Genomic DNA, 13,359 nt, shown 5'->3' on the forward strand with positions numbered 1-13,359 from the left:
CCGGGGCGGGCTACTTCGGATCGTGCGGAGGTGCCGACCATGCCAATCGATGAACCGGTGTCCACGGCGACCGAACTGTTCACGGCCAAGCGGGTACTGGATGCTCACTGGACCCGGGCGCTCGACCGGCCGTGGCGGGCGGGCGGGTGCCTGGAGTGCCGAGGACGCAACGAGTGCCGACAACTCGACTGGGCGTTGGCGCTCATGGCAGAGGTCGCCTCGGTCATGCTCCAGAAACGGTGAATGATCCTGCCCACGCCGCTGTGTTAGCCTCCGTGCGCGCCCCAGATGGGCCTACCCCCCGGAGGTTCTGGCTACTTCAGCCACCACGCCGAGATCGATGCGATGTACGCGTCTCTCGTGCGGGATCCGGGGCGTCGGTGCCCTCGGGGCTTCGTCATCTGCGTGGCTGGGTGAACGCTGTGGGCCTCCGGTCGGGTCTTCGGATCGACCGGGAAGAAGACGGTACGGATGACAGTCACGTTCAACCACACGATCATCGCCAGCAAGGACAAGAGCGCCTCGGCCGCGTTCTACCGGGAGCTGTTCGAGCTGCCGGAGGCGCCTTCATGGGGGCCGTTTGCCAACGTCCAACTGGACGAGGGTGTGCTGCTCCAGTTCGCCGAGCCGCCGGTGGACATCCAGATGCAGCACTACGCGTTCCTCGTCGACGACGAGTTGTTCGTGCGCTGCCTGGCGTTCGTCGAGGGGCGCGGCATCACCTACTGGGCCGACCCGCAGCTGAAGCGGGAAGGGGAGACCAACACCGAGCACGGTGGGCGGGGCTTCTACTTCTTCGACCCGGCGGGGCACGCCATCGAGATCATCACCCGACCGTACCTGTAGCAGGCCCGGCGGCCGGTCGGGCACCGTTGCCCACCGGCCGTCAGCCTCGCTGCTGAGCCTCGTGGATCGTGGGGTCCGCGCTCTCGCCTGGGTGTACGGGATTGGTCAGCTGGAACCCCGACGCTGCGAAGCTGGCCCCATGCTCGCGGTCGTACAGCACGAACGTTCCGCCCCGCTGCTCTGGCTGCCATCCACTCTTCAGGCCGCAGATGATGACGGCCCGCACGTCGACGGGTGTGGGGTAGCCGCTGTCGACAATGTACGGCCCGGGGGCCGACAACAGATCCGCTTCGAGCTTCTGGCCGTTCTTGCCGCCGCCACCCCAGGCCCGGACGTAGACCGCCCGGTGGTGGAAGCCATCGATCTGTACGCGGTGCAGCGCCGCGCGCCACGTGTAGGTGTGCCCGTCGATGTGTATCTGCCGTAGTCGAGCCCGCATCCGAGCCACCTCCGATCCTTCAAGATCGATGAGGCGTACTCTACGTCGCACTCCCCAATGGAGCGGTGGGAATTAACTTACCGATGCGTGACGGCGGTACCCGGCGGGTGGTCAGGCGTGCGCGGACAGGTCGAGGAGGTCACGGGCGCCCTGCCGGAGCAGGGCGGCGGCGACGGAGGTCCCGAGGGTGATCGGATCGGCTGCCCATTCGTGTACGTCGAGCACGGTCTTACCGTCGAGGCTGATCACTCTCGCCCGTAGGCCGAGGCGTCCGTCGGGTTCGGTGCGGGCAAGCGCAGCGATGGGGGAGTGACAGTTGCCCTGCAGGATGTGCAGCACGGTCCGCTCCGCCACGGTCTCGCGCCAGGCCTGTGGGTCGCCGAGGCTGGCTGCCAGGTCACGGGTGCGGGTGTCGTCTTCCCGGCACTGCAGGACGAGGGTGCCGGAGCCGACGGCCGGGACCATCGTGTCGACGTCGATCGGGTGGGTGATCCGGGCGGCCTGCCCGATCCGCTCCAGCCCGGAGAAAGCGAGCAGCAGCGCGTCGTACCTGTCCCCGGCGTCGAGCTTGGCCAGTCTGCTGTTCGCGTTGCCCCGGATGGCCACCGGCACCAGGCCCGGCCAGTGCAGCGCCAGCTGCGCCACCCGCCGGACCGCTGAGGTGCCGATCCGGGTGCCGGGGGGCAGCTGGTCGATCCGCAGCCCGCCCGGGTGGACGAGGCAGCCCCGGACGTCGTCACGGGCCAGGTAGGCGGCCATCACCGTGCCGGCTGGTGCCGGCCGGTCTCCGGGGACGTCCTTGACGCAGTGCACCACCAGGTCCACATCCCCGGCGATCAGGGCGGCGTCCACCTCCTTGGTGAATGCCCCCTTGCCGCCCAGGGCGGCCAGGTCACCGTGCCAGCGGTCCCCGCTTGTCGACATCGACAGCACGTCCACCGTGACGTCGGGGTGCCGGTCGGCGAGCATCGCGCGGACCCGCTCGACCTGGGCGAGAGCCATCGGAGAGTTGCGGGTGCCGATGCGCAGCAGGCGAGTGTCGGACATACCAGGGAGGGTAGTCCGGTCGATGCGGTCGTCGGCGACCAGACCCGGCGCCCAGGCCAAGTGCCGAAATTCGACTCCTGCCTAGCAGATCGGAGCATGATCAGGGCGTTGTCCACAGTGGCGGTGGTTGTCCACAGGACGGCGTCGTCCCGCTCCACCGTCCCGGCCGCCGCCATAGCGTCGCGGTGTGTCGCACGACGAGGAGACAGAGGTACGCCAGCGCCTGCGCCGGCTGACGGAGGCGGTTGTCGCACCGCTGCCCCGGCCGGAGGCGCCGCTCACGGGCGTACCCTCGTCGTCCCTGGTCGGTGGGCCGCCTGCCTCCCGACCCGCCGCGCCTGTCGCGGAGTCGGCTTCGGACGGCCTTGCCCTCCCGCCCGAGTCACGGTTGCCCGGGCCAGGGGCGTTCGACCCTGGGCGGCGCGGTGTGCGGGCCTTGGCGGTCGTCGCCGTGGTGGTGGTCGTGGGTGCGGCAGGCTGGGCCTGGCAGGCCCGGCCGCAGTCGGAGCCGATCGCGCCGCTGGCCAGCGAAACTGCGTCGGCCGCACCGGCGGGTGACCCCAGCGTGTCCGGCTCCGGCGAGTTGGTGGTGGCGGTCGCGGGCAAGGTCCGAAAACCCGGTTTGGTACGCCTGCCGGCCGGGTCCCGTCTCGCCGACGCGGTGCAGGCGGCCGGCGGCGCGCTGCCCGGGGTTGACGTGGCGCTGCTCAACCCCGCCCGCAAGGTCACCGACGGCGAGTTGATCGTGGTGGGGGTGACGCCACCGCCGGTGCCGGGCGCGGCCGGGCCTGTGGCGGGCGGTGCGGCACCCGCCGTCGGGCCGCTGAACCTCAACACCGCGACACTGGCCCAGCTCGACGCGCTGCCCGGGGTGGGGCCGGTGCTCGCCCAACGGATCCTCGCTCACCGTGATCAGCACGGCGGGTTCAAGTCCGTCGGCGACCTACGCCAGGTCGACGGGATCGGCGATGCCCGCTACGAGCAGCTCAAGGATCTGGTGACGGTGTGAGCGGGTTCGCCGGAGCCGCCGACCCACCGCCGGTCGGCGTGGCGCAGCCCGAGCCGCCGGATCTGAGACTGGCGGGGCTCGCCGTGGCGGCCTGGCTCACGGCGCTCGCCGGCCTGCACCTCGGCAGCAGCACCCTCCTGCTGGTGGCCGGCACGGCGGCCGGGCTGACGGCGCTTGGTGCTGTGCACCTGCTCGGCCGCCTCGGCCGTCCCCGACCCATGCTGCGGCGTTACGGGTGGGTCGCCGTGGCGGTCGGCCTCGGTGTGGTCTGCGGTGGTGCGGGCACCGCCGCCCAGCTCGCCGTTCGCGACGCGCCGCCGATCCGTGCCCTCGCTGAGCAACGAGCTCCGGTCACCGCCGACCTGGTCGTCCGGGACGACCCGCGCCCGATCCGGAGCGCCGGGCGGCTAGGCATGTTGCTGGTCTCGACCGAACTGGTTCGGCTCACCGGCCCGGATGGTCGGCGGATCCACGCGTCGGTGCGGCTGCTCGTCCTGGCCACCGACCCGGCCTGGCGGGGCCTGTTGCCCGGGCAGCGCCTCACCGCCGACGGCCGGCTCGGCGTACCGCACGGTGGCGACCTCACCGCGGCGGTGCTCAGCACCAACGGCCCACCGGAGCGGCACGGTGCGCCGTCCTGGGCGCAGCGCGCCGCCGGGACGCTGCGTACCGGCCTGCAACGCGCCTGCGCGCCGCTGCCCGACGACCCCGGTGGGCTGCTGCCCGGTCTGGTGGTGGGCGACACCAGCCGACTGCCACCCGCCGTCGAGGCGGAGTTCCAGGCCACCGGGATGACCCATCTCAACGCGGTCTCCGGCTCCAACGTGGCGATCGTGGTGGGTGCGGTGTTGTTGCTGGCCCGGTGGTCGCGGGCCGGTCCGTGGCTCGCTGCCGGGCTGTGCGGGGTGGCGCTCGTGGGGTTCGTCATTCTGGTCCGTCCGTCGCCGAGCGTCGTACGAGCCGCCACGATGGGCGCGATCGGTCTCGCCGCGCTCGCCGCCGGTCGTCCCCGCGCGGCGTTGCCCGCGTTGGCCGCCGCCGTGACCGTGCTGGTGCTCGTCGACCCCGAGCTGGCCGGGGACCCGGGGTTCGCGCTCTCCGTGCTGGCCACCGGTGGCCTGCTGCTGCTCGCGCCACGCTGGCGGGACGGGTTGCGGCGGCGAGGCGTCCCGCCGGGGCTGGCCGAGGCGTTGGCCGTGCCGGCGGCCGCCCAACTTGCCTGCGGCCCGGTCGTCGCCGGGATCTCCGGCACGGTGAGCCTGGTGGCGGTGCCGGCCAATCTGCTGGCGGTGCCGGCCATCGCGCCGGCGACCGTGCTGGGCGTGCTGGCGGCCATGATGTCGCCGATCTGGCCGGCCGGTGCCGAGTTCGTCGCGTGGCTGGCGAGTTGGCCGGCCTGGTGGCTGGTGATCATCGCCCGGCAGGGTGCTCGACTGCCGGGCGGCACCCTGCCGTGGCCGGGCGGGGTGCCCGGTGCCCTCCTGCTGACCGGGCTGACCGTTGCGCTGCTGATCGCGGTGCGCCGGCCACTCGTACGCCGGCTGGTGGCGGTTGTCGGTGTCGCCGCCGCGCTGGGTGCCCTGCCGGTTCGGCTGATGGCCGCCGGTTGGCCGCCCGCCGGCTGGGTGGTGGTGGCCTGCGAGGTGGGCCAGGGCGACGCCCTGGTGCTCCCGGTCGACCCCGGCCGGGCCGTGGTGGTGGACGCCGGGCCGGAACCGGGTGCGGTGGACGGTTGCCTGCGTCGGCTCGGCGTACGGGAGGTGCCCCTGCTGGTGATCAGCCACTTCCACGCCGACCACGTGGGCGGGGTCGCCGGGGTGTTCCGGGGGCGGCGGGTGGGTGCCGTGCTGATGCCTTCGTCGACCGACCCGGAGAGCGGCCGGGACCAGGTCCGGGCGGCGGCCGCCGGCGGGCGGGCAGCGCTGCTGACCACGGTGGCCGGCGCTCGCCATCCCGTGGGCGGGGTCGACCTGTTGGTGCTCGGCCCGCCGTACCCGCTGGCCGGGACCAGGTCCGACCCCAACAACAACTCGCTGGTGCTGCGCGCCACGGTGGCCGGGGTGCGGATCCTGCTGGCCGGCGACGCGGAAACCGAGGAGCAGCACGCGATGGTGACGCGGGCGGCGCCCGGCCAGCTACGGGCGGACGTGCTGAAAATCGCTCATCACGGGTCGGCGTACCAGGACCCGGGCTTCCTCGACGCGGTGCGGCCGACGGTGGCGCTCGTGCCGGTGGGCACGGGCAACACCTACGGGCACCCGAGTCCGGGGTTGCTTGCCCGACTGAGCAGAGGCGGCGTGCGGGTGCTGCGTACCGACACGGACGGCGATGTGGCGGCGGTCCGAACGGGCGACGGCCTGGCGGTGGCCCGGCGAGGTGTGCCCGCAGGCCGACAACCCTGATCAAGGCGGCGGGCGGTCCATTGAGCGGGTGACTTGCGGATTAAACGGGTAATTGAGCCGGATGTCTGGATTTGCGCTGTGTGCGGGCTGCGCCGATCAAGCAGCGAATGAGCAGGCACGATCCCGCCGCAGGCCGTGCGAATATGGGCGACGTGACCCCCGCCAGCCTCGCCCCCATTCTGCTCGTCCTCGGTGACGAGGAACTGCTCGCCACGCGCGCGGTCACCGAAGCTGTCGCGAAGGTTCGCAGCGTCGACGCCGAGGTGGACGTCCGCGAGTACCAGGCCAGTGCGCTCACCGTCGGCGAGATCGCCGAGATGCTCAGCCCTTCGCTGTTCGGCGGACGGCGGCTGCTGGTCCTGCGTTCCGGCCAGGACGCCCGCAAGGATCTGGTCGCCGCGCTGTTGGCGTACGCGAAGAACCCCGACCCGGACGTCCAACTGCTGGTGCTGCACCTGGGCGGTGCGAAAGGCAAGGCGTTCGCCGACGGTCTGCGGGCGGCCGGCGCGACGGTGGTCCCGGCCGGCAAGCTCAAGGGGCACCGCGACCGGGTGACCTTCGTCCGCGACGAGATCCGCCGGGCCGGCGGAAAGTGCACCGACGACGCCGCCGAAGCGCTCATCGCCGCGGTCGGCAACGACCTGCGCGAGCTGGCCGCCGCCTGCTCCCAACTGATCGCCGACACTGACGGGCGGATCAGCGCCGAGACGGTCTCCCGTTACTACCGGGGCCGGGTCGAGGTGACCGGCTTCACGGTGGCCGACGCCACAATGGTCGGCGACGTGCCGGCGGCGCTTGAGGCACTGCGCTGGGCCCTGCATGTCGGGGTCGACCCGGTGCCCATCGCCGACGCCCTGGCCGACGGCGTGCGCACGGTGGCCCGGGTGGCATCGGCCGGGCGAGGTAATGCGTACCAGCTCGCCAGCAGCCTCGGAATGCCCGCCTGGAAGATCGAACGGGCGCAGCGGCAGGCGCGGGGCTGGACGCCGGAGGGCCTGGTCCGGGCGATGCAGGTCGCCGCCGAGTGCAACGCGGCCGTCAAGGGCGGCTCCGACGACCGGGCGTACGCCCTGGAACGTGCGGTCTTCTCCGTCGCGGCGGCCCGGCAGGGCAGCACCAGGTGACGAGGGCGAACCGCCCAGTGTGGGCAACCATTGGAGTGGACGAGGAGCGCTACCGGCCGCTCTACGCCCGGCTGCTCGGCCTGCGGTTCGTCAACCCCGGCGGGGTGCTGTGCTTCCTCTTCTTCGAGGGCGCCATCGCCCTGGCGGTGCTGCTCGCCCTCGCCGAGTTGGTCAGCTGGTGGGCGGTGCTGGTGTTGCCGGTCGTGGTGGCGGCCATGGTCAAACTCAACGACATGGTGGCCGCGGTCGTTGTCCGTTCCGCCGCGCTCGTGCCCGAGCAGGAACGGGACCGGTTTCGCCGGCAGATGGAGCCGGCGGTCGGGCGAGCGCAGGTGGAGTGGATCCTGCACAGCGTGCCCGGCGTCGTCGTGGCGACGGACACATCGCCCCCGCACACCGACGCGCCGACGCGCCCACCGACGCACTCGTCGTAGATCTTGGAGCGGAACGGCCCCTCTTGGGGCACTTTCCTTCCAAGATCTCAAGGCGGGCGCTCAAGGCGGGCATGCTGCTCTGAGGGCTTGGACGGCCGGCCGCTGGGCACACGGAAGCCCCGGGCCTGGGCCCGGGGCTTTCCGAATCAGTCTGACGGTGAAGTCGTCAGACGGAGAGCGACACCACGCGCTTTGCGATCGCGGACTTGCGGTTCGCGGCCTGGTTGGAGTGGATCACGCCCTTGCTGACGGCCTTGTCCAGCTTGCGCGAGGCGTCCAGCATGAGCGCGGTCGCCTTCTCGACGTCACCGGCCTCGGCAGCCTCGTGGAACTTCCGGACGGCGGTCTTCAGCGACGACTTGACCGACTTGTTGCGCAGCCGGGCCTTCTCGTTCTGCCGGTTGCGCTTGATCTGGGACTTGATGTTCGCCACGCGACAGCCTCGTCTTGATAGCTCGGGTTGGTCAGCTTATTGCGCGTGATGACGAACATGCGTCATCGCTGCGCGAAGAGCCAGGTTACCAGGTCGCCCGGGACGAGCCAAAACGGCTCGGCCTTCGCGCGGACGGACCCGGCCCGTCGGGGACCAGGTTACGCCCTCGACCAGGGCAGCGGCTCACCCGCCAGCCCGGGCGGCAGCCCGGCTCGCGTCCCCGCCAGCCCGGCTCGCATCCCCGCCAGCCCGGTCCGCTTCACCGCCAGCCCTGGCGGCGGGCCAGCCAGTCGAGCGACTGCTCGCCGCTCCATCGCTGATGGGCGGGCAGGTGCGGCGAGGCCGTCGGTGGTGCCGCCGCAGCGCCGGTCAGGTAGTAGCCGGCCAACGCGGCCAGGGTCGCGTCCAGGGCGTCCGGGGGCGCGCCGGCGGTGGCCGGGTGCGCGGCGAAGAGACGGTCCGCGTCCAACCCGCTGGCGTACGCGGTGAGCAGCAGGCCGGCCACGTCGAACCAGGCCGGCCCGGAGCAGACCCAGGTCCAGTCGCAGAACCAGGCTCGGCCGTCCGCGCCGATCAGCACGTTGTCGACCCGCAGATCGCCGTGGATCAGGCCGGTCGCCCCGTCGGCGTACCGGGGGAGGAGGGACTCCAACTCCACCAGCTCGGGCAGCCGGCCCAGGAGTGGCGCGGGCAGTGGCGGGCTCGGCTCACGACCGGCGGCGACCTCTTCCCACCAGAGGATGTCCGACCTGGCCAGGTCGGCCAGGCGCGGCAGGCCGAGCGCGGTCAACTCGGCCGGCGGGTCGGCCAGGGCGGCGGCGACCTGCGCGTACCCGGCGAGGGTGGCGTCCAACTCGGCGGGCGCCCAGGGCAGGCGCGGGGTGTGCCCGTCGACGGCGTCGGTACACAGCACGAACCAGCCGGCCGCGGAGAGGGTCCACCGGGGGGGCGGCGCCGGCAGGTCCGCCGGCAGCCGGTCGAGGATCGCGGCCTCTCGGGCGTACCAGTTGACCAGATGCGGTTGCTCGGCGGCGGGTGCGGCCTTGACGAAGGCCCGACCACCGTCGGCGGTGTCGAGCACGGCGGCGAAGCCGCGGGTGAAGCCCGCGCCCGCGACCCGGGCGGTGACCACCGGCGCGCCCAGCCGTTCGGCGACCGCGGCCCGCAGTGCCGCCGGTAAGGCCGGCCACGACGGGCGCAGGGCGCTCGCGTGGTACGGCACCGGCGGCAGCAGGGGAGGGGACATGCCACCATGCTGCCCCGGGGTACGTGCGCGACGCACGGCGACACTGCCAGACTGCCAAGCCATGAGGACCGAGGACTTCTGGCAGTTGATCGACGAGGCGCGGGCCGGCGGCGGCGGTGAGCCCGGCCCGGTCGCGGCGCGGGCCGTCGCGCTGCTCGCCGAGCGCGACCCGGAGGACATCATCGGGTACGCGCGGCACCAGACACGGGTGCTGGCCGCCTCGCACAAGGCGGATCTCTGGGGCGCGGCGTACCTGATCAACGGTGGTGCCTCGGCCGACGGCTTCGAACACTTCCGGGGCTGGCTGATGACCCAGGGTCGTGCCGTCTTCGCCCGCGCGGTCGCCGAACCGGACTCGCTGGCCGAATTGCCCCAGGTGCGGGCGGCCTCGCTCAGCGGCGAGGAGTTCTCCGCCGAGCAGATGCTCTCGGTGCCCTGGGACGCGTACCGCAAGGCCACCGCGAGCGAACTGCCGGCGGACCGCGACCCGGTGCGGACACCGGACCTCAACGACTTCTGGGACTTCGACGACGAGGACGAGGCGCGTCGGCGGCTGCCCCGGCTGGCCGCGCTCTTCGTTGAGCCGCCGCTGGAGTGAGGGGTTCTCGGGTCGATCCATCGCCCGCGCAGCGGACCTACCCCGGCGGCGTGGGAACATAGAGGGGGTCGGCGGCGCGCCGGCCTGTTCACGTCAGCCGACCAGAACGGACCGCTGTGCCACCGAAGCTCGATCCCGGCGCGAACGCTCCCGGTTCCACCGACCCCGGTCGCCTCCGGAACTTCGGCATCATCGCCCACATCGACCACGGGAAGTCGACCCTGGCCGACCGGATGCTGCAGCTCACCGGTGTGGTCGACCCACGGCAGATGCGCGCGCAGTACCTGGACCGGATGGACATCGAGCGCGAGCGCGGCATCACCATCAAGAGCCAGGCCGTCCGCATGCCGTGGACCATCCGCGAGGGTGAGCGGGCCGGCGAGCACGCGGTGCTCAACATGATCGACACCCCGGGGCACGTGGACTTCACCTACGAGGTGTCCCGGTCGCTGGCCGCCTGCGAGGGCGCCGTGCTGCTTGTCGACGCCGCACAGGGCATCGAGGCGCAGACCCTGGCGAACCTCTACCTGGCTCTCGAGAACGACCTGCGCATCATCCCGGTGCTCAACAAGATCGACCTGCCGGCCGCGCAGCCGGAGAAGTACGCCGAGGAGCTGGCCCACCTCATCGGCGGCGACCCCGCCGACTGCATCCGGGTCTCCGGCAAGACCGGTGAGGGCGTCCCGTACCTGCTCGACGAGATCGTCCGGCAGTTCATCCCACCGGTCGGCGACGCCGTGGCACCCGCCCGGGCGATGATCTTCGATTCGGTGTACGACGTCTACCGCGGCGTCGTCACGTACGTCCGGGTCATCGACGGCCGGATCAGCGCCCGCGACCGGATCAAGATGATGTCCACCGGGGCGGTGCACGAGCTGCTGGAGATCGGCGTCATCTCACCCGAGATGGTCAAGGCCGACGCGCTCGGCGTCGGCGAGGTCGGCTACCTGATCACCGGTGTGAAGGACGTCCGGCAGTCCCGGGTCGGTGACACTGTCACCATCAACAGCCGGCCGGCGACCGAGGCGTTGGGTGGCTACAAGGACCCGAAGCCGATGGTCTACTCCGGCCTCTACCCGATCGACGGGTCCGACTACCCGAACCTGCGCGAGGCGTTGGACAAGCTCAAGCTCAACGACGCCGCCCTGGACTACGAGCCGGAGACCTCCGGCGCGCTCGGCTTCGGCTTCCGCTGCGGCTTCCTCGGCCTGCTCCACCTGGAGATCATCCGGGAGCGGCTGGAGCGCGAGTACAACCTCGACCTGATCTCCACCGCGCCCAACGTCGTCTACCGGGCGATCACGGACGACGGCGAGGAGATCGTCGTGACCAACCCGAGCGAGTACCCCACCGGCAAGATCGCCGAGGTGTACGAGCCGGTGGTCCGGGCCACCGTGCTGACGCCCAACGACTACGTGGGCGCGATCATGGAGCTCTGCCAGGGCCGGCGCGGCACCCTGCTCGGCATGGACTACCTCTCCGCCGACCGGGTGGAGCTGCGCTACACGCTGCCCCTCGCGGAGATCATCTACGACTTCTTCGACCAGCTGAAGAGCCGTACCAAGGGCTACGCCTCGCTCGACTACGAGCCCTCCGGCGAGCAGGCGTCCGAGCTCGTGAAGGTGGACATCCTCCTGCACGGCGAGCCGGTGGACGCGTTCAGCGCCATCGTGCACAAGGACAAGGCGTACAACTACGGCGTCACCATCGCCGCCAAGCTGCGCACCCTGATCCCGCGCCAGCAGTTCGAGGTGCCGATCCAGGCGGCCATCGGCAGCCGGGTCATCGCCCGGGAAACCATCCGGGCGATCCGCAAGGACGTGCTCGCCAAGTGCTACGGCGGCGACATCAGCCGTAAGCGCAAGCTGCTGGAGAAGCAGAAGGAGGGCAAGAAGCGGATGAAGATGGTCGGCCGGGTCGAGGTGCCGCAGGAGGCCTTCATCGCCGCCCTCTCCTCCGACTCCGGCGACGGCAAGGCCGCCGGCAAGAAGTAGGTCGCGACGCCGTACGCGCCCGGGTGCCACACGCACCCGGGCGCGTCGCGTTTCCGGTGTGCCCGCCTGTCCCGCGTGCTCGCCCGCCCTGGCCTCTGTCGGGCCCGCCGTTACTGCCGGCCGGGCGCGAGTGTGACCGCCGGGTGCGGAAATTTTTCTGTCGCTGTCGTGGGGTCGGCCGGTCGACGACATGGGCTTCTACCTGTGTGGACGCACCCACGTGCCAACCGACGCACCCCGAAAACATTGACGACTGACGTTGTCCTTAGCGGTGAGTCGGTTTGGGCTTTCGGTGGGTCGGGCACTTAGCCGTCACGACAGGAAGCGCACACATCGTGTGTCAGACATTCTTTTGAAGGAGGGCGACCGTGGAGTTCACCGTGTGGGGCATCATCACTGCGATCGTTGTTGGTCTCATCGTCGGCGCGCTCGGCCGTCTGGTCGTCCCGGGCCGGCAGAACATGCCGATCTGGCTGCACATGCTGATCGGTATTGGCGCGGCCCTGCTGGGCACCGTCCTGGCGCGGGCCATCGGCATCGCGACCGAGACGAGCGGCATCGACTGGGGCGAGCTGCTGGTGCAGGTCGTGGTGGCCGCGATCGCTGTCGCACTGGTTGCCGGTGTGGGTGGCCGCCGCCGCGTGACCCGGTAACACCACAGCATCAGCCGTACCACCGCGACACCTCGATGGGCGCCCGACCGACAGGTCGGGCGCCCATCGGCGTTCCACCCCGCCGCCCACGGTCGTCACCGGTTCTGTCCACCGCGACGGCCTCTCGTCCGACGTCTCCGGCGTGCGGCTCGAGGTCTGTGGGCGAGCCCGCCGGAGGTCTGCGGCGCCCTGTCGAGCGTCCCCGATGGGCTGGATCGCGGTGATCGGCTCGATTGCGGTGACGTCGAGGCGTCCTGGGTGGATGTACCGCCGTGCAGCAGTGCCATCACCCCCGGCAAGTCCATCTCGCAGCCGCGTGTCGAGAGATCTTGGACAGTTTCCGTTCCACGGGAACGGAAACTGTCCAAGATCTCTCGGTCCGCTCCGGTTGGACGACGTCATCCGGCTCCGCGGGATGCGGCGGCCTCAACGACCTTTTGTTGAACGCGGCCCGGTGGCCCGGTGGCCCAGGTGTCCGGCGGCCCGGGGTGTCCGGGGCGGGTGGACCGACGGTCGGATGGGGCCTGCGGTGGTACGTGTTCCTGTCGGCCAAGTCGTGATCGTTTCGTGAGTGAAGTCGGTTTGGAATTTAGGTGGGTCGGGCAATTAACGGTCACGACAGGAAGCACACGAACCGTGTGTCAGACATTCTTGAAGGAGGGTGGCCGTGGAGCTCACCGTGTGGGGCATCATCACTGCGATCGTTGTTGGTCTCATCGTCGGCGCGCTCGGCCGCCTGGTCGTCCCGGGCCGGCAGAACATGCCGATCTGGCTGCACCTGCTGATCGGTGTCGGCGCTGCGCTGCTGGGCACGATCCTGGCGCGGGCCATCGGCATCGCGACCGAGACGAACGGTGTCGACTGGGGCGAGCTGCTGGTGCAGGTCGTGGTGGCCGCGATCGCTGTCGCGCTGGTGGCCGGTGTGGGTGGCCGCCGCCGCGTCACCCGATAACGACCCGGCATCATCTGACGACACAGCACTACTTGTAGGACTGCACGACTGGAAAGAGCGCCCGGCCGAGAGCCGGGCGCTCTTTCGTGCTGAAGTGCCCGGCTTTGGCCCGATGCTGGAGCGCCTGTCGTCGGGCCCCTGCGGTACGGTCGCCAGGCTTCGGCCAGTCCCGCCCACTGTCG

Annotated in this window: 14 protein-coding genes; 10 read left to right on the plus strand and 4 right to left on the minus strand. The window is 71.3% G+C overall.

Going from position 1 to position 13,359, the window contains the following annotated elements:
* The first annotated feature begins 39 nt into the window (after positions 1-39).
* Both IW248_RS32400 and IW248_RS32405 read left to right on the plus strand, forming a co-directional pair.
* Positions 40-243 carry a hypothetical protein gene (locus IW248_RS32400; protein WP_196929920.1) on the plus strand — a complete coding sequence of 68 codons (204 nt, stop codon included), beginning with the start codon at positions 40-42 and terminating at the stop codon, positions 241-243.
* 228 nt (positions 244-471) lie between these two features.
* Complete coding sequence (locus tag IW248_RS32405) at positions 472-846, plus strand: VOC family protein (protein WP_112604312.1); 375 nt, start codon at positions 472-474, stop codon at positions 844-846.
* Between the two features lie 40 nt (positions 847-886).
* On the opposite strand, the gene IW248_RS32410 is transcribed toward IW248_RS32405, so the two are convergent.
* Entirely contained in the window at positions 887-1,285 is a 399-nt protein-coding gene (locus tag IW248_RS32410; RefSeq protein ID WP_196929921.1) for an integrase, read from the minus strand.
* Between the two features lie 111 nt (positions 1,286-1,396).
* Positions 1,397-2,332: a hydroxymethylbilane synthase gene (gene hemC, locus IW248_RS32415; protein ID WP_196929922.1), complete on the minus strand. Its 936-nt coding sequence runs from the start codon at positions 2,330-2,332 to the stop codon at positions 1,397-1,399.
* A gap of 187 nt (positions 2,333-2,519) precedes the next feature.
* Between hemC and IW248_RS32420 the strand changes: the two genes are divergently transcribed.
* The 4 genes from IW248_RS32420 (at position 2,520) to IW248_RS32435 (ending at position 7,301) form a co-directional block, all read left to right on the plus strand.
* Positions 2,520-3,341, plus strand: a complete 822-nt coding sequence (locus IW248_RS32420) for a ComEA family DNA-binding protein (protein ID WP_196929923.1) — start codon at positions 2,520-2,522, stop codon at positions 3,339-3,341.
* Positions 3,338-5,743 (plus strand): ComEC/Rec2 family competence protein, encoded by a 2,406-nt coding sequence (locus IW248_RS32425; protein ID WP_196929924.1) that lies wholly within the window; start codon positions 3,338-3,340, stop codon positions 5,741-5,743. Before IW248_RS32420 ends, IW248_RS32425 begins: the two co-directional genes overlap by 4 nt.
* Before the next feature lie 143 nt (positions 5,744-5,886).
* Positions 5,887-6,867 (plus strand): DNA polymerase III subunit delta, encoded by a 981-nt coding sequence (holA, locus tag IW248_RS32430; protein WP_196929925.1) that lies wholly within the window; start codon positions 5,887-5,889, stop codon positions 6,865-6,867.
* Between the two features lie 17 nt (positions 6,868-6,884).
* A complete protein-coding gene (locus IW248_RS32435) occupies positions 6,885-7,301 on the plus strand; it encodes a hypothetical protein (protein ID WP_307788341.1) in 417 nt (138 codons plus the stop codon).
* Between the two features lie 166 nt (positions 7,302-7,467).
* Here the strand turns inward: IW248_RS32435 and rpsT are convergent, their stop codons facing one another.
* Both rpsT and IW248_RS32445 read right to left on the minus strand, forming a co-directional pair.
* A complete protein-coding gene (gene rpsT / locus IW248_RS32440; RefSeq protein WP_196929927.1) occupies positions 7,468-7,734 on the minus strand; it encodes a 30S ribosomal protein S20 in 267 nt (88 codons plus the stop codon).
* A gap of 259 nt (positions 7,735-7,993) precedes the next feature.
* Entirely contained in the window at positions 7,994-8,980 is a 987-nt protein-coding gene (locus IW248_RS32445; protein ID WP_196929928.1) for a phosphotransferase, read from the minus strand.
* 61 nt (positions 8,981-9,041) lie between these two features.
* Between IW248_RS32445 and IW248_RS32450 the strand changes: the two genes are divergently transcribed.
* The 4 genes from IW248_RS32450 to IW248_RS32465 all read left to right on the plus strand — a co-directional run bounded on the left by IW248_RS32450 (position 9,042) and on the right by IW248_RS32465 (position 13,177).
* The gene (locus IW248_RS32450; protein ID WP_196929929.1) at positions 9,042-9,578 is read left to right on the plus strand and encodes a DUF4240 domain-containing protein; all 537 of its coding nucleotides are present in this window, start codon (positions 9,042-9,044) and stop codon (positions 9,576-9,578) included.
* Positions 9,579-9,694: 116 nt separating this feature from the next.
* Positions 9,695-11,572: a translation elongation factor 4 gene (lepA, locus tag IW248_RS32455; protein ID WP_124820452.1), complete on the plus strand. Its 1,878-nt coding sequence runs from the start codon at positions 9,695-9,697 to the stop codon at positions 11,570-11,572.
* 368 nt (positions 11,573-11,940) lie between these two features.
* Positions 11,941-12,225 carry a GlsB/YeaQ/YmgE family stress response membrane protein gene (locus tag IW248_RS32460; protein ID WP_091409827.1) on the plus strand — a complete coding sequence of 95 codons (285 nt, stop codon included), beginning with the start codon at positions 11,941-11,943 and terminating at the stop codon, positions 12,223-12,225.
* A 667-nt stretch (positions 12,226-12,892) separates the two neighbouring features.
* Complete coding sequence (locus IW248_RS32465; protein WP_124820450.1) at positions 12,893-13,177, plus strand: GlsB/YeaQ/YmgE family stress response membrane protein; 285 nt, start codon at positions 12,893-12,895, stop codon at positions 13,175-13,177.
* Positions 13,178-13,359 lie beyond the last annotated feature (182 nt).

Source organism: Micromonospora ureilytica (assembly GCF_015751765.1).
Lineage (GTDB): Bacteria > Actinomycetota > Actinomycetes > Mycobacteriales > Micromonosporaceae > Micromonospora > Micromonospora ureilytica.